The following is a 16,670-nucleotide window of genomic DNA, read 5'->3' on the forward strand; positions in this document are numbered from 1 at the left end:
TAGAGGCTACCTAAAAAAGGCAGCCTCTATTTTTATCGCTTTAGATATCTTGCAAAAACAGCAAGACAGGCTATGGGGATTGCTATTCCGAACACTAATCCAACCCAGTGGGCAAGTTGGAAGCCTTCGGGTGCAATGAGGATATAATTTGTTACAACAGCCGTCATGAAAAGTGCTGGTATTAAGGTTATGATGTATAGTTTCTTTTGTTGAGCCAGGTAAACGGTTATAGCCCAAAGAACAACTGTGGCCAGAACCTGATTACTCCAGAACATATATCGCCAAATAATGTCAAACTTAACTTGAGTTAAGGTAAACCCTATGACAAAAAGCGGAAGGCTTACCATAACCCTATTCCATAGTTTTTTTTGAGGGAATCTTAAAAAGTCTGCAACTATTAGTCTAGCGCTTCTGAATGCTGTGTCTCCAGTAGTTATTGGAGCTGCAACTACACCCAGAATTGCCAAAATTCCACCTATTGTGCCTAAGGTTGTGTTTGATATTTCTCGAATTATAATTGTAGCCTCGCCATTGTAGCCAGCTATTGCTGAGTTAAGCTGATTAACACCTCCGTAAAAACTCATCCCAATTGCTGCCCAAATTAAAGCTACAATACCTTCGGTAACCATTGCACCATAAAAAACCTTTCGACCCTCTTTTTCATTTTTTAGGCAACGTGCCATCATGGGACTTTGGGTTGAGTGAAATCCACTTATCGCACCACATGAGATTGTAACAAAAAGCATGGGGAAAAGAGGATATTTATCGGCATTGGCTTTCATATTATGAAAGTTATTCCATACCTCTGGTATGTCGTGTATGTAACCACCAGTAAATATTACAATAGTTATTCCTACTGCCATTACAATTAAAGCAAGCCCAAAAATGGGATAAAACCTCCCAATAATCTTATCAATAGGTAGAAGGGTTGCAATAATATAGTAAAAAAGGATAATAACAACCCAAACTCCTTTAGTCAGATGCGAAGGAGTTAATGATGAAAGAAGCGCTGCAGGTCCTGATATAAATGCAGCACCAACAAGAATCATTAGAATGAGAGTAAATCCACGCATGAATTGCTTAACGCTTAAACCCAGGTACTTACCAATGATTTCGGGAATGCTCATTCCCCCCATTCGTATTGATATCATACCTGAGAAATAGTCGTGAACAGCCCCACCCAAAATGTTGCCGAGCACAATCCAAACAAAGGCAACCGGACCGTATGCTGCACCAAGTACTGCTCCCACAATTGGCCCCAGGCCTGCGATATTTAGAAACTGAATTAGAAAGGCCCTCCACCATGGCATGGGAATGTAATCTACTCCATCCTGCATGGTGTATGCAGGTGTTTGATTTTCCGGGTTGATGCTGAAAATGCGTTCAACAAACCTTCCGTAAACGAAGTAACCCAATACTAAACCTATTACTGCAAAGATGAACGTATACATAATCCTCTACTTTTGGCGCTAAAGTTATCATTTTCATGATTTCGGTGTAAATCAAAGCGAGTTTTTTTAGCTTCTGTTGAAAAACTATTAAGTCATGTTGAAAAGTTATTCTGCTAACTAAAACATGACTCGTATTAAGGATATACATTTGTATTGTCAAGTAGGTCCCTTTTGGGTTAATAGGGAACCCGGTGAAAATCCGGGGCTATCCCCGTAGCTGTAAGCTCTTTGTTATCTTTTGCATGGATACCACTGTCCTGGAGTACCCGGATGGGAAGGTGGCAAAAGTCTGAGCAAGCCAGAAGACCTGCCTGCTTGGTTGTTTTCTTGTAGCCTTCGGGTGAAAGGCGAGGAGAGAAGGGGAAACCCTAAATTCTTCGGTTTTTCTATTCGGGGCTACCATTTGTCAAACCTTAAAATTATTAAAAATGAATGGTAGTCAACTTCCAAGCGAAATCGTGAAGCGTAATGGGGCTGTTGTTCCATTTGAGCCTTCAAAAATTACATTTGCCATTTACAGAGCCTTAAAGGCTGTGGGCAAAGGCTCATGGTCCTATGCCGAGGAGCTAACCACCGAGGTGATTGGTGAAATCAACAAGCTTACTGTTCGCCCAAATGTTGAACAGGTGCAAGATATTGTGGAGCAAATCCTGATGAAGATTCACCTGCACGATGTGGCTAAAGCCTACATACTTTACCGCAAGCAGCACGAACAGCTTAGGAATAGCAACGAGCTCCTGGGCAACCACAAGATTATTGATGATTATATCGATATTAACGATTGGCGCGTTAAAGAGAGTGCCAACTCTTCTTATTCGCTGCAAGGGTTAAACCAGCATATTGCCACTACAATTTGCTCACAGTACTGGCTCGATAGAATTTACCCACCTGAGGTAACAAAGGCCTACAGGAATGGCGATATCCACATTCACGATTTAGGATTTTTAAGCGTATATTGTGTTGGTTGGGATTTACAGGATTTATTATTGTCGGGTTTTAAAGGGGTTTCGGGAAAGATAGAAAGCACCCCTGCTAAACATTTAAGAACGGCCCTGGGGCAAGTTACCAACTTCTTCTACACCCTTCAGGGAGAAGCAGCGGGGGCACAGGCTTTTGCGAATTTCGACACCTATCTTGCTCCATTTATCTATTACGATAAGCTTACCTATAAGGATGTTAAACAGGCAATTCAAGAGTTTCTGTTTAATTTGAATGTTCCCACCCGTGTAGGTTTTCAGACACCATTCACTAATATAACGCTTGACCTTAAGGTGCCTGAGTTTATGCGTAATCAACCGGTCATTTACGCTGGCGAATATCAAAACAAGCTATACGGCGAGTTCCAGACCGAAATGGATATGTTTAATCGAGCCTTTGCAGAGGTAATGCTTGAAGGGGATGCCGCCGGTCGACTTTTCTCTTTTCCCATTCCAACTTACAATATTACATCCGATTTCGATTGGGATAACCCTTTATATAAGGGTATTTGGGAGATGACAGCAAAATATGGCGTACCTTATTTTAGCAACTTTATAAATTCCGACCTTCACCCCGATGATATTCGAAGCATGTGCTGCCGGTTACGAATCGACAAACGCGAACTATCGCGCCGTGGTGGTGGACTTTTTGCATCAAACCCATTAACTGGAAGTGTTGGGGTAGTTACTCTTAACCTCCCCCGTATCGGATACATTTCAGAAACCGAAGACGAGTTCTTCTCAAAACTATCGCAACTAATCGAAACTGCATCAACAAGTTTGGAAATTAAACGCAAGGTGATTGAAAACCTTACCGAAAAGGGATTATATCCTTATTCAAAGTTTTATCTCCGTGATATTAAAAAGCGTTTTGGAAAATACTGGGCAAACCACTTTTCAACTATTGGCATTGTTGGTATGAACGAATGCTGTATAAACTTTTTGGGCGAGGATATTACCACATCCAAAGGTTATGAGTTTAGCCTTAAGGTGATGGATTTTATGCGTGAGAAACTTGCGTTAATACAGGAGGAAACAGGCAACATATACAACCTTGAAGCAACCCCTGCCGAAAGCACATCGTATCGCCTCGCAAGAATCGATAGGCAAATATTCCCCGATATAGCAGTAGCCAACAGCAAAAACGTTTTAAAAGGTGCCAAACCGTACTATACAAACTCAACACAACTCCCAGTAGCCTATACAAACGATTTGTTTAAAGCTCTGAAACATCAAGAAAAATTACAGGAGAAATATACGGGGGGCACGGTGTTCCATATCTTTTTAGGTGAAAAACAACCAGACCCTGAATTGGTGAAACAAATGATTCGTAAGGTATTAAGTACCTATAGGTTACCATACATTACCCTTTCACCAACCTTTAGCATCTGCCCATCGCATGGTTATCTGTTTGGAGAGCACAGAACTTGCCCCAAATGTAAATCTGCTGGTGAAGAGGTTGCATGTGAAGTTTTTTCTAGAATTGTAGGTTACATTCGACCAGTAGAGCAATGGAATGAGGGTAAACAATCGGAGTTTGTTGACCGTAAACTTTTTGATACGGCCTTGAATAGGTAAACATGAAAATTGCAGCCATTCAACAACATTCGTTGATTGATTACCCCGGTTTGATATCCTGTGTGATTTTCACCTACGGATGCAATTTCCGATGCTGGTATTGTCATAATCATTGGCTGGTTCTACCATCGGCCGGGTGTAAGCAGATTGATACCGATAGCGTTTTTAATTTCTTAGCAGAACGGGTCGGTTGGCTCGATGGTGTGGTCATTTCGGGTGGCGAACCCACACTCCATCCCGATTTACCAACGTTTATTAAGCAAATCAAACAGTTTGGTTTTCGGGTTAAACTCGATACTAATGGCACTAATCCCAAAATGGTAGAGCATCTCATCGATGCAAGTTTAGTTGACTATGTTGCCATGGATATAAAGGCTTTACCTACTGCGGGTAACTATAGTAAAGTAATTGGGGTTGCCGATTCTGACATTATTGAACTGGTTAAGAAATCTATTGCAGTTTTACAAAAATCACAAATCGAGTATCAGTTTAGAATTACCTGGCCATCGGATAAGCCAAAATCGGAAATTGATGAGATAGAACAGGTTTTGAATGGCTGTAAGTTGCATGTAAATGAGTTAACTTTGGAGAATGGAATATTAGCTGATTATTTAACTTTTTAAGTGATGATTGATTTTTTTAATAACTTACTGTGCGGCAGTGGTGTGATAAGCACGCTGATTGTTCTTGGCTTATCTGCAGTTTTAGGTTTATTACTTGGTAAAGTTGAAATCAAAGGTATAAGCCTAGGTAGTTCCGGAACGTTGTTCGCAGGGTTGTTTCTTGCTCACTTTGGGCTGAAGGGTAATCCGGAGATGCTTCACTTTGTTAAGGAGTTCGGACTCATTCTTTTTGTTTATGCCCTTGGAATTGACATTGGACCACGCTTTTTAGGGACACTAAAAAGTAGTGGGCTTAAATTGAATATGATTGCCGTTTCGGTTGTTTTCTTAGGCTTTATAATTGCTTTACTGGTCAAATATTCTGCTGGCATCACTCCTGCTCAGGCTGTAGGATTGATGAGCGGTGCTGTCACAAATACTCCCGGACTTGGAGCGGCTCAACAGATTTTAACTGAACTTGGAGTTCAAAATGGTCCTAGTGAAGCTGGAATGGCATACGCCTTAGCCTATCCTTTTGGTATTATTGGTGTTATAACTGGCATGATAATTATTAGATTGCTTTTCAGGATTAATTTTAAAGCTGAAAATGAAAAGTATGTGGCTAAATTTAATGAGGGTGCTAAAAGAATTGAGAGCATTAGTGTTCAAGTAACCAACGAAAATATTTTGGGGAAGAGCATTGGTTTTATTAAAAAGAAACTCCAGGGTGAGATGGTTATTTCTCGTGTAGGTCGTGGAAATGAAATGTTGGTTGCATCCGATGCTCTGACCATTGAGCATGGTGATATAATTTACGGTGCAGCATCCGAGGTCCATTTCTCCGATATCGAGCTCAAGGTAGGGAAGGTGTCGCTGCAGGAGAAAAGAAGCTTGCCAGGCAATTTGGCCATGTTTCACGTGCTTTTTACCAATAAAAAGTTAGCGGGTAAAACCATTGAGCAAATTGGTATCTATCGCCGATATGAAGCCAATATTACCCGTATTATTCGCTCCGGAATTGAAATTCTTCCCACTTCGGAAACCGTAGTCGAAATGGGCGACCTGCTTAGGATTGTGGGTAAACGCGATTTGCTTGAGGATATCAAAAATGAGCTGGGTAATTCCGTAAAGGAGCTCACTGCTCCTAATACCATACCAATTTTTCTTGGGATAGTTTTTGGGGTTATAGTAGGAAGCATACCAATCTTTATTCCCGGATTATCAGCACCTGCCAAGTTGGGATTAGCCGGAGGGCCTCTTCTTATTGCCATTTTCTTCGGGCACAAAGGCCGAATCTGGCGTTTAAGCACTTATATTAGCCCTGGCGCTAATATGTTCCTTAGGGAATTTGGAATCCTATTATTCCTTGCTTGTGTTGGAATAGGCTCCGGCGAGGGATTTGTTGATGCTCTTTTAAATGGTGGCCTGAGGCTTATGGGTTATGGGGTTCTAATAACCGTTGTACCGGTTATTGTTGTTGGCACTGTTGCCCGAATGCTTAAATTCAACTACCTGGAGATTGTTGGAGCCCTTGCAGGCTCAATGACCGATCCCCCCGCACTTGAATTTGCCAATTCATTATATCAATCTAATGCACAATCGGCAGCCTACGCCACTGTTTACCCTCTTACTATGATTCTTAGAATCATGCTGGCTCAGATTCTGATATTTGTCTAGGGTTGTTGAAATTAGTAAAGGGTGGCTCAAATGAGCCACCCTTTAACTTTTTCTTTAAAAGCTTAGTTTAACCCTCTATTCTTTAGTAATGGTTCAATGCTGGGCTCTTTCCCGCGGAAATCCGTGTAAAGTTCCATTGCCTCCTTTGAACCGCCTTTCTCAAGAACACAAGTGCGGAATTTGCTGGCTACCTCTTTGTTGAGGATATCGCCGCTTTCAACAAATGCTTCAAAGGCATCGGCATCTAGCACCTCTGCCCAGATGTATGAGTAGTAACCGCTTGAGTAACCAAGCACGTCGCTGAAAATATGAGCAAAATATGTGCTACGATAGCGGGGTAATATCTCGGGGATTAGTCCAAGCTTATCCATTGAAGCCTTTTCAAAGGCAAGGATATCGTCAAGCTTTGCTTTCTCAGCTGTTAATGTGTGATAGTCCATGTCAAGAATTGAAGCAGCCAGATATTCAGTGGTTGCAAATCCTTGGTTAAAGTGCCCGCTTGCTTCTATTTTATTGATTAGCTCATCGGGCATAGGCTCTCCTGTTTGGTAATGGCGAGCATATTCCTTTAGATATTCTTTGTGTCCTGCCCAATGCTCCATAATCTGGCTTGGTAGCTCAACAAAGTCGCGAGGAACATCTCTTAAACCGGCATACTTTACTTTGCTAAATAGAGCGTGAAGAGCATGACCAAACTCATGGAAGAATGTTTCTGCCTCGTCGTAGCTTAGCAGCGCTGGTTTATCGCCTGTTGGTTTTGAGAAGTTACATACAATTGAAACCACTGGGGTTACAAATGTGCCATCGGGTCTAACTCTTTGGCTACGATATGTTGTACACCATGCACCAACTGTTTTGCTCTCGCGAGGGAAAAAGTCTAGGTAAAGAATTCCGAGATGCTTGTCATCCGATTCTTTAACTTCGTAAACCTCGCAATCGGGATGGTAAACTGGAAGGTCGTTGCGCTTTTCATATTTCAAACCGTATAGCTTTTCGGTTAATTTGAAAACACCTGAACGAACCGCATCGAGCGATAGGTATGGACGAAGCATCTCCTCATCCAAATCAAACTTGGCTTTGCGAACCTTTTCGGCATAGTACCACCAATCTGCCGGCCCTATCTTAATGTTAGCACCTTCGGCATCTGCTAACTTTTGCATCTCATTACGTTCCTCTTTTGCCCTTTTAATGGCAGGTTCCCAGATTTTGTTCAATAAATCGTAAACATTTTCAGGCACTTTAGCCATATTCTCATCTAAAACAAAGTGAGCATGAGTAGGATAACCTAAAAGTTCAGCCTTTTGCTGGCGAAGGTCTACTATCTTCTTAATTACCTCCTTGTTGTCGTGCTCATTATTGTTGTTCCCACGCATGTAGTAGCCATAATATAGCTTCTCGCGCAACTCATGGTTTTGCGAGTAGGTTAGGAAGGGCAGCATGCTAGGCTTATAAATTGTATACACCCATTTGCCTTCCATCCCTTTTGCTTTTGCCTCTTCCGCACCCATGGCCTTAACCGATTCCGGTAGCCCAGCTAAATCTTTCTCATCGTCTATAACAATGTAGTAATCATTGTTCTCTGCAAGTAGGTTCTCGCTAAACTTTAATGCTAGCATAGAGAGCTCCTGGTTAATTTCACGTAGTTTTGCTTGTTTTTCTGCATCAAGGTTTGCTCCGCCACGAACAAACGACTTGTAGGTTTTCTCAATCAGCAGCTTTTGCTCGGGTGTATATTCCTTTTGGCCTATGGTTTCATATACAGCCTTAACCCGCTCAAAAAGTTTAGGATTCATGCTGATATCGTCGCGGTGCTTGGCAAGCATTGGTGAAACCTTTTTTAGAACTTCCTGTAGGGAGTCGCTGGTATTTGCAGAGTTCAGGTTTTCCAATGTTAGAACAATGTTTTCCAATAGCTCACCGCTATTGTCCAGCGCATAAATGGTATTTTCAAAGGTGGGAGCCTCTGTACTCGTTACAATGGCATCAATTTCATCCATTTGTTGCTTAATTGCTTCTGCAATGGCAGGCTCAAAATGTTCGGGTTTAATCTTATCAAAGGGTGGCACACCAAAAGGAGTGTCATACTCCTTGAGCAATGGATTGTTGGAACTATTGTTCCCGGTACATGCAATCATTAATCCCATGATTCCAAGGGTTAAAATGATTAAACTTTTTCTTTTCATCTTTACATGTTTTATGAGTTGATTTTCAGTTTTATGAGTTGATTTAACATTCCGAAAGTTAGCAATATTGCTTTAATTTTTTACTTTCAGTTTTACTTTTTGCTTTATAGCACATATTTCTCCTTTAAGATTTTTTAAGTGAATTAGAAACAATGCGCTTAATCATTCAACTGGGAATTGAGAAAAGTTTAGAATATTGTTTTACTTTTGTGGTTAATTCATGGATGTTTAACAGGTAAAAAAAGAGTTATTATGGGAGCATTTCACGCCTATGATATTAGGGGAATTTATAACAAGGATTTCAATAAGGATGATGCCTATAAAATAGGATTCTTCCTTGTAGGTTTGCTTGAAACCGATAAAGTGCTAGTTGGACGCGATGCTCGTGAATCGTCCGACGAGATTTACGAATACCTAACCCGGGGAATAACTGATGCCGGTGCCGATGTATATAACCTTGGTTTGGCTACCACTCCTATGGTTTACTATGCAACAGCAAAGGGAAATTTTAAGGCGTCGGTTCAAATTACCGCCTCGCACAACCCAAGGGAGTATAATGGTATGAAGGTGTCGCGCGAGAATGCCGAACCTGTTGGCTATGATACTGGTCTTAAGGTGATTGAGGAAAAGATTAAAAATAATAAGCCAATTGTACCTGCGCCAAATAAGGGTAGAATAATCGAACATGACATTAGATCTGAATATATTGATTTCTTGAATGGATTCAAGCGCGATTATTCCAACCTAAAAATCGGAATCGATTGCTCAAATGGTATGGCGGCTCTAATTATTAAGGATATACTGGGAGAGTCACCCGTTTACCTTTACGACGAGCTCGATGGAACATTTCCAAACCATGAGGCAAATCCGCTAATCCCGGAAAATGTAGTTGATTTACAGAATCTGGTTAAAAAGAATGGCTGCGATGTGGGAATCATTTTCGATGGCGATGCCGACCGTGTGATGTTTGTTGATGAGAATGGCCGTTTTATTTCCCCTGACCTCATGATTGGTGTTCTTGGCCATTACTTCCTTGAGGAGAAAGGCTTAAAGGGTAATGTTTTACAGGATATCCGTACTTCAAAGGCCGTTGGGGAGTACTTAACACCTATGGGTGCTACAATGCACACCTGGCGTGTTGGTCGTGCTTTTGCAGCTAAAAAACTACGCGAAATTGATGGAATATACGGGGGCGAACTTGCTGGGCATTACTACTTCCGCGATTTCTACTACTCCGACTCCGGGATGCTGGCTTGCATTCTTATTTTGAACGTGGTTAGCAAGATGAAGGCTCAGGGTGTTACCCTTTCTCAGCTAATTTCCAGAATCGAAACCTATGCCAACTCTGGAGAAATAAACTTTAAGCTCGAACGCAAGCGCGAGGCTATGGATGCCGTTCGCGATTTCTTCATATCGGAGGAAAAGCCAACCGCTTCCTATGACTTTGATGGCTATCGTGTTGAGTTCCCCGATTGGTGGTTCAACATCCGCCCGTCTAATACCGAACCCTACCTTCGTTTCATTGCCGAGGCCAAATCGCGTGAAATGTTAGATGAAAAAATAGCCAGAGCTCGCGAGATTATTGCAAGGTTTAGCTAAAATCAATCACAATGATTTCACAGAATCGGTTGGAGATTGAAGGGAAGAATGAACGTTACCTTGTCGATCTGACCGATTCTTCCTCCATACTTAAAGCAAACGGCGAAATCTGTTCAACTTATCTTGGCAAATCGCTTGAATCGGGTAGGAGGGTAGTTGTTAAGCGTTACCATAGCTGGATTAAAACCACACCAGAATATTTTTGGCGTGTGGAGCGCGAGGCTGATGCCATAAATGCTTGTTCGCAAATTCAATCGGAATTGGTTTATCATGAGGGTGTTTATTACCTCATTGTGGATTATGTTGAAGGTTTCAGCTTTAAGGAACTCACTCGTTGGAGGTATCACCGAAAGCTGAGTTTCTCCGATTTAATTTCGATTTCCATTAAAGCCTTAGAGGCTTTAAGTAGAGTTCATCGGGCTGGATTTGTCCATTGCGATATTAAACCCTCAAACATTATAGTAAATTCAGATGATATTAAAAGAGTAGCCTATGCCGAGGTTAAAATAATAGACTTTGGTATGGCAAGAAAACCAGCAGAACCTCTACATATGGGCGAACGAAAGTTACCTTTTGGGCTAATCTATTCCGCACCTGAGCAAGTTCTTAATTTATGGGAGCTAGTTAGCATTCAAACAGACATCTACTCAATTGGTGTTGCTCTTTGGCAGCTTTTTACACGAGTTGAGCCATGGATGACAGATAACCCGCTAAAGACAATACATATACAGCTCACTCAAGAACTGCCAAAGAATAGAAGGATACCTCAAGGACTAGAGCAGGTGCTTAAAAAGGCAACCTCAAAAGCAAAGCTTGCAAGACCCCCACATATGTATACCAGAACACAGCTAATAGATATGCTGGAACATGCGATAGAAAATAGGTACAAAAATGTTGATCAGTTTTTAAAGGAGATAGTTGTGTTAAAAAAGTTTTAGGGTTGGTTTTGTAATTTAAAAAAATCAGTATCTTTGCAGCGCTAAACAAAGGCGGGGTGTGGCGCAGTTGGCTAGCGCACTTGCATGGGGTGCAAGTGGTCGTCCGTTCGAGTCGGATCACCCCGACCAGTTACTTAGGAGAGGAGGTAGACGAACCTTCTCTCCTTTTTTTTTCGCAGGTGGCTATCGCATCCCGATGTGGGTCGGGATGGTCGTCCGTTCGAGTCGGATCACCCCGACCATCAAAATAAAGGAGGTTTAAACGACCTCCTTTTTTCATTTCCCCCATTTGGCTAGCGCATCCCGACATGTGTCGGGATGGTCGTCTGATCGAACCGAGCGGCGCTTAAACGCCGCGAGCTCGTGAGCGGAGCGAATAATCGAGAATAAAGTGCCTGATAATGATGTAGATAGCATGTTGAATTCAATATGTTTTTAGAGTAAAGCAAAAATTATTCGTGTATTCATGGCAAAAAAAACAGAGCCACGAATTCACGAATAAAGAAACGAATAAATTTGTATATTCGTGTTAGAGCATTCGTGCATTCGTGGCGGTATATTCGTGCATTCGTGGCAAAAAAAATAAAATATGGAAAAAATTATTTACAAAGAAGAAAGCTATAAGATCATAGGCAAATGCATGGAAGTTCACAATAATTTGGGCCCTGGATTTCCTGAGATTGTTTATAAGGATGCCTTAGAGTTTGAGTTCAGGAAAGCCAATATTCCATATGAAAGGGAAAAAATGTACGAGGTGAATTATAAAGGAATTATTTTGCCACATAAATTTTTTGCCGACTTTGTTGTATTTGATAATATAATTTTAGAGGTAAAAGCTGTTTCAGGCATTTCCGATGAGTTTATAGCACAGGCATTAAACTATCTAAAAGTATCGGGCAATCAGCTTGCATTATTAGTTAACTTTGGTGAGTTGAGGTTGAATTATAAAAGAATAGTGCTATAAATAACTGCCATTCATTCAGGGAAATAAATTATTCGTGCATTCGTGGCAAAAGAATCAGAGCCACAAATTCACGAACAAAATGACATTATTTATACATTCATGGTAAGAACATTCGTTCATATGTAGCATTTGTTACATCCAATACTCTACTATTCAAGTGATTAATGCTATTGTTGCCAATATATCATTAAACACGAATGGGATTAAGCATTTTATTGGTTATGTTAGATGTGGTTTAAATGTGGTATATATTAAAAATAATCTCCCTTTCATGTTGCACCCAACGCCTGCTAGAGCCGTCTAATTATTGTTTAACATGCTTGACTTTTCACTTTTGTTTACTGTTCTTGTTCATTGGTAAAATGCGTAAAGCAGGTATAATAAAAAGTGTCATAAAACAAACAGATTGGTTATACTATATGAAGAATGTTTATTTTGTGTTGTAAAAAATAAAAAAAATGTTGCAAAGGATAAATAATGATTATAAATTTGGATTGTATAGCTAAATTATTTTTAACACTAAAAACGTAAAATTATGAAATCAAAATCTTTATTCGTATTCTGTTCTGTTCTGTTCTGTTCTGTTCTGTTCTGTTCTGTTAAATTCTTGTAAGAAAGATGTTGTGGAAAATCCTGTAATGGATTTGGAAAAGTTAAATCCCTATGATTCTTACGGGAAAAAACACAATCAGGAACTTTCTGACCTCATTGGCAACCATGAACTAAAAAAAATGAAAGGGAAACAATTTTATGGCTATGCATTAAAATTGATGAATGAAAAACACCATTTTAAAACAATTGTTAATGAAAATTATGTTTATAATTTTGTAGAGAGTTATACTGCAAATCCCATTCAATTTACTGACAGCATTCTCCAAAATTATTCCTTTTCAAAGAATTATGTACGCCAATTTTTAAGCGAAATCTCTGAAGCAGATGAAATGATCGATTATACTAGATTAATAGAGGATTTTGAATACAATGTAATAGTTAAGTCGGATATTTCGCAACAAGAGAAAGAGTTACTCCTGGTATATTTTGCCACATTTCGTAATAGCTATAATTTTTGGAATAAATATGTAAAAAAGGACAGTAAAAAATTCCCATTTCCTGCCTGGGTAGTATATGGAGCAGATGCCATTGGGTTGGTTTCAGGAATTTTTACAACTCCATTTGTGGCTTTTCCCTTAGCAGCCATTGTATCCTATGGTGCTTACAAAAAGGAGTAGAAAACAACGTACCATTTAGCTAAAAGATGGGTAAATTTTTAATGTTAAATAGCTTAAAATTTAGACTTATGAAGAAAGTATTAATAGCGGCAATATTATCTGCTATAGTATTTTCCGGTGCTAAATCTCAAAATATCACCGGAATGTACTCCAATTTGGGGAACGGCTATTTGTATAATACAAGTCAGCCCGATTTTTATAAGAACTCAATTGGAAAAGCCTTCAGTTTTGGCCTTTATAACAAGTTTGCCATTAAAAGCCTTCCAAGTCGCTTGAACTATGACCTTTCACTTTGCAATTTTCACTACCAGGACGATACTGTTAGCGCTGTTGCCCTTCAAAACATGCTTGGGTTAGATTGGTTGATTAGTCCATTCAGTAAGGGTAGTTCAGAGCAGGTGAATTTATTTATCGGGGTAGGAATTTATACTCTTTTCCAGACACGCTCCTTCGAGCCAAAATCGGGTATTGAAACCATAAACGATGGCTTTGCGGGTTATGTTGGTTTAGGGTTCAAGGTTAACTATGTTATTCCACTCAAAGAAAGCGAAAAGAGTGAATCGGCTTTCACTCTCGGTTTTGTCTATCGACCGAAAGTTCTTTTGTTGAGCAAAGAAAACGTCCCCACATTTACTACGGCATCTTTGACATTAGGATTTGAATTTGGAAGAAAGCGTTAGTGTTGAGTAGTATCGTTTTTTTTGCAGTTATCACCAATTTTTTGTATGCATATTAAGGCTGACAGGTAGGTGCTTGCCAGCCTTACTTTTTTTGGAGGTTTTCATGAAACGATGGTTTGTGCTTTACAAGTTCTTAACCTTTACGAAAAATTTCACTATCTTTATTGTTGTAAAACGTTGTTTAAAATCAATTTAAATAACGTAAAAATCTTAAGAAAATATTAGTATTTTTGCATCAAATTGAAATATCTAAATTTGTAAATATTATAAACTATGGCAGTATTTAAATCGCTAAACACAAACGATCCTAATGAGGGCGCAGGTAAAGAGCTACCTGTTGAAAAGGTTCGAGTACTGATTTTAGGTTCAGGGCCTGCTGGTTACACTGCAGCAATATATGCTGCTAGGGCAAACCTTAATCCAGTGCTCTACGAAGGTATTCAGCCTGGTGGTCAGTTAACCACAACTACCGAGATTGAAAACTTCCCTGGTTATCCAAATGGAATCACTGGACCTGAAATGATGGAAGACCTTAAAAAGCAAGCCATGCGCTTCGGAACCAATGTTCGCTTTGGTATTGCTACTAAAACGGACCTTTCTAATCAGCCCTACAGAATTACAATTGATGATGAGAAAATCATTGAGACTGATGCTCTTATTATTGCTACAGGAGCAACAGCAAAGTACCTTGGCTTAGAGTCTGAGGATAAGTTTAAGGGTCAAGGTGTTTCAGCATGTGCAACCTGCGATGGGTTTTTCTACCGCGGCAAGGATGTTGCTGTAGTTGGAGGCGGCGATACCGCCTGCGAGGAGGCAACCTATCTGGCTGGCCTTTGCAACAAGGTTTACATGGTTGTTCGTAAACCTTATCTTCGCGCCTCAAAGGCCATGCAGGAAAGAGTATTCAATACTCCTAACATCGAAATTCTTTTTGAACATGTAACTAAGGAAATTGTAGGCGATGAGAGTGGTGTTAACGGTGTTATCCTAACCAATACCAAGGAAGGAAAAGATGTTAAGGTTGATATTTCTGGCTTCTTCCTGGCAATAGGGCATCATCCAAATTCAGATATTTTCAAACCATGGATCGAAACCGACGAGGTTGGGTACATTAAAACAGTTCCCGGAACATCTAAAACAAACCTACCAGGAGTTTTTGCCTGTGGCGATGTTCAAGATCCTACCTATCGTCAAGCAATTACTGCTGCGGGTTCTGGTTGCAAAGCAGCAATTGATGCAGAGCGATACTTAGGAGAAAGAAATTTTTAGATTATGAGCTTGATATAAAATAAAGAGGCTGCCATTTTTGACAGCCTCTTATCTTTTATAGTGTAATTAAAGATTAGATCTGTGCAATTTTCTCTTTATCGTATTTTCCTGCTAAAAGTTTTTCCCTAACAGCAGCAAATGCCTTTATTGTCTCCTCAACATCGTCAAGAGTGTGAACTGCAGTTGGGATAAGGCGTAGCAGAATTTGACCTTTAGGAATAACAGGATAAACAACCATTGAACAGAAAATGTTATAGTTTTCGCGTAGGTCATAAACCAGGTTTGCTGCCTCAGGGATACCACCTTTCATGTAAACTGGAGTAACAGGTGATTCTGTTTTGCCAATATCAAATCCCATTTCTTTTAAACCTGATTGTAGAGCATTTACTACCTTCCAAAGGTTTTCTTTAAGATCAGGTTGAGTTTGTAATAGTTCAAGACGCTTTAGAGCACCAATCACCATTGGCATAGGCAGCGATTTTGCAAAAATTTGTGAACGCATATTGTAAGCTAGGTATCTAACTACCTTTTCATTTGAAGCAACAAAACCGCCTATTCCAGCCATACTCTTAGCAAAGGTGGCAAAGTAGATATCTATCTCGTCCATAACACCGAAGTGCTCAGGTGTACCTGCTCCAGTTTTACCCATTGTCCCAAAGCCGTGAGCATCGTCAACAAGAATGCGGAAGTTGAACTCCTTTTTCATGTCAACAATGGCTTTTAGGTTGCCTAAATCGCCTGCCATGCCGAATACCCCTTCGGTGATAAGTAAAATGCCGCCACCTGTTTTTTCAGCTGTTTTTGTAGCATGCTGTAACATTTTACGGCAACTATCCATATCGTTGTGCTGGAAAACAAAACGCTTACCCGGAAATAAACGCAAACCGTCAATAATACATGCATGCGATTCTGAATCGTATACAACTACGTCGTTGCGGCTTAGCATGGTGTCAATAATCGATAGCATGCCCTGGTAACCATAGTTTAGAAGGTAAGCCGCCTCTTTACCAACAAATTTGGCAAGCTTTTGCTCCAGCTCCTCGTGCTTGCTAGTCTGACCGCTCATCATCCTTGCTCCCATTGGATATGCCATCCCATACTGTGCAGCTGCTTCGGCATCAGCTTTTCGAACTTCAGGATGATTTGCTAGTCCTAGGTAGTTGTTTAAACTCCATGTCAAAACCTCTTTGCCGCGGAATTTCATCCGTGGTTTAATTTCGCCTTCGAGTTTAGGAAATGAAAAATAGCCATGGCTATACTCCTGCCATTGGCCTATCGGGCCCATGTTGTTAATTTTGTCAAAAATATCCACTTTTATAAAGTTTTTGTTAATAAATTTGTATTTGTCAAAATTGACAGCAAATCTATATTAAATTTAGATTAATTGCATTTTATTAAAGGAAAAATTATTAACTACAAGTTCTAAGTATAAGATAATCAGATGTTAATGGTGCTTTTAATGTGATAGGTTTGTTTTTTTTAACTTAAAGAGTATAAAACTGTTACAATTAATCAAGATTTTC

12 protein-coding genes, 1 tRNA gene and 1 riboswitch are annotated in these 16,670 nt (G+C 40.1%); of the genes, 10 read left to right on the forward strand and 3 right to left on the reverse strand.

The annotated features are described in order from the left end of the window. Positions 1–32: 32 nt before the first annotated feature. Positions 33–1,451 carry a carbon starvation CstA family protein gene (locus tag FHG85_RS04520; protein ID WP_173073391.1) on the reverse strand — a complete coding sequence of 473 codons (1,419 nt, stop codon included), beginning with the start codon at positions 1,449–1,451 and terminating at the stop codon, positions 33–35. 145 nt (positions 1,452–1,596) lie between these two features. Further along, positions 1,597–1,780: riboswitch (cobalamin riboswitch) on the forward strand. 99 nt (positions 1,781–1,879) lie between these two features. Here FHG85_RS04520 and FHG85_RS04525 point away from each other — a divergent pair. From FHG85_RS04525 to FHG85_RS04535, 3 genes are read left to right on the forward strand one after another with little or no spacing between them, the layout of a single operon-like run. After that, entirely contained in the window at positions 1,880–4,006 is a 2,127-nt protein-coding gene (locus tag FHG85_RS04525; protein WP_173073393.1) for a ribonucleoside triphosphate reductase, read from the forward strand. 2 nt (positions 4,007–4,008) lie between these two features. Next, positions 4,009–4,629: an anaerobic ribonucleoside-triphosphate reductase activating protein gene (locus FHG85_RS04530; RefSeq protein WP_173073395.1), complete on the forward strand. Its 621-nt coding sequence runs from the start codon at positions 4,009–4,011 to the stop codon at positions 4,627–4,629. Between the two features lie 3 nt (positions 4,630–4,632). Continuing rightward, positions 4,633–6,285, forward strand: a complete 1,653-nt coding sequence (locus FHG85_RS04535) for a putative transporter (protein ID WP_173073397.1) — start codon at positions 4,633–4,635, stop codon at positions 6,283–6,285. 62 nt (positions 6,286–6,347) lie between these two features. On the opposite strand, the gene FHG85_RS04540 is transcribed toward FHG85_RS04535, so the two are convergent. Next, positions 6,348–8,468: a M3 family metallopeptidase gene (locus FHG85_RS04540; protein ID WP_173073399.1), complete on the reverse strand. Its 2,121-nt coding sequence runs from the start codon at positions 8,466–8,468 to the stop codon at positions 6,348–6,350. A gap of 252 nt (positions 8,469–8,720) precedes the next feature. Between FHG85_RS04540 and FHG85_RS04545 the strand changes: the two genes are divergently transcribed. The 7 genes from FHG85_RS04545 (at position 8,721) to trxB (ending at position 15,147) form a co-directional block, all read left to right on the forward strand. After that, complete coding sequence (locus FHG85_RS04545) at positions 8,721–10,067, forward strand: phosphomannomutase/phosphoglucomutase (protein WP_173073401.1); 1,347 nt, start codon at positions 8,721–8,723, stop codon at positions 10,065–10,067. 11 nt (positions 10,068–10,078) lie between these two features. After that, a complete protein-coding gene (locus tag FHG85_RS04550) occupies positions 10,079–11,005 on the forward strand; it encodes a serine/threonine protein kinase (RefSeq protein WP_173073403.1) in 927 nt (308 codons plus the stop codon). A 52-nt stretch (positions 11,006–11,057) separates the two neighbouring features. Next, positions 11,058–11,134, forward strand: a tRNA-Pro gene (locus tag FHG85_RS04555). A 460-nt stretch (positions 11,135–11,594) separates the two neighbouring features. Next, positions 11,595–11,969: a GxxExxY protein gene (locus tag FHG85_RS04560; RefSeq protein WP_173073405.1), complete on the forward strand. Its 375-nt coding sequence runs from the start codon at positions 11,595–11,597 to the stop codon at positions 11,967–11,969. Positions 11,970–12,592: 623 nt separating this feature from the next. After that, complete coding sequence (locus FHG85_RS04565; protein WP_220429232.1) at positions 12,593–13,198, forward strand: hypothetical protein; 606 nt, start codon at positions 12,593–12,595, stop codon at positions 13,196–13,198. A 68-nt stretch (positions 13,199–13,266) separates the two neighbouring features. Further along, positions 13,267–13,878: a hypothetical protein gene (locus FHG85_RS04570; protein WP_173073408.1), complete on the forward strand. Its 612-nt coding sequence runs from the start codon at positions 13,267–13,269 to the stop codon at positions 13,876–13,878. A 273-nt stretch (positions 13,879–14,151) separates the two neighbouring features. Next, positions 14,152–15,147, forward strand: coding sequence for a thioredoxin-disulfide reductase (gene trxB / locus FHG85_RS04575; RefSeq protein WP_173073410.1), 996 nt, complete (start codon positions 14,152–14,154; stop codon positions 15,145–15,147). Positions 15,148–15,220: 73 nt separating this feature from the next. Here trxB and FHG85_RS04580 read toward each other — a convergent pair whose 3' ends face one another. Further along, entirely contained in the window at positions 15,221–16,432 is a 1,212-nt protein-coding gene (locus tag FHG85_RS04580) for an aminotransferase class I/II-fold pyridoxal phosphate-dependent enzyme (RefSeq protein WP_220429258.1), read from the reverse strand. Between the last annotated feature and the right edge of the window lie 238 nt (positions 16,433–16,670).

The organism is Tenuifilum thalassicum (assembly GCF_013265555.1).
Lineage (GTDB): Bacteria > Bacteroidota > Bacteroidia > Bacteroidales > Tenuifilaceae > Tenuifilum > Tenuifilum thalassicum.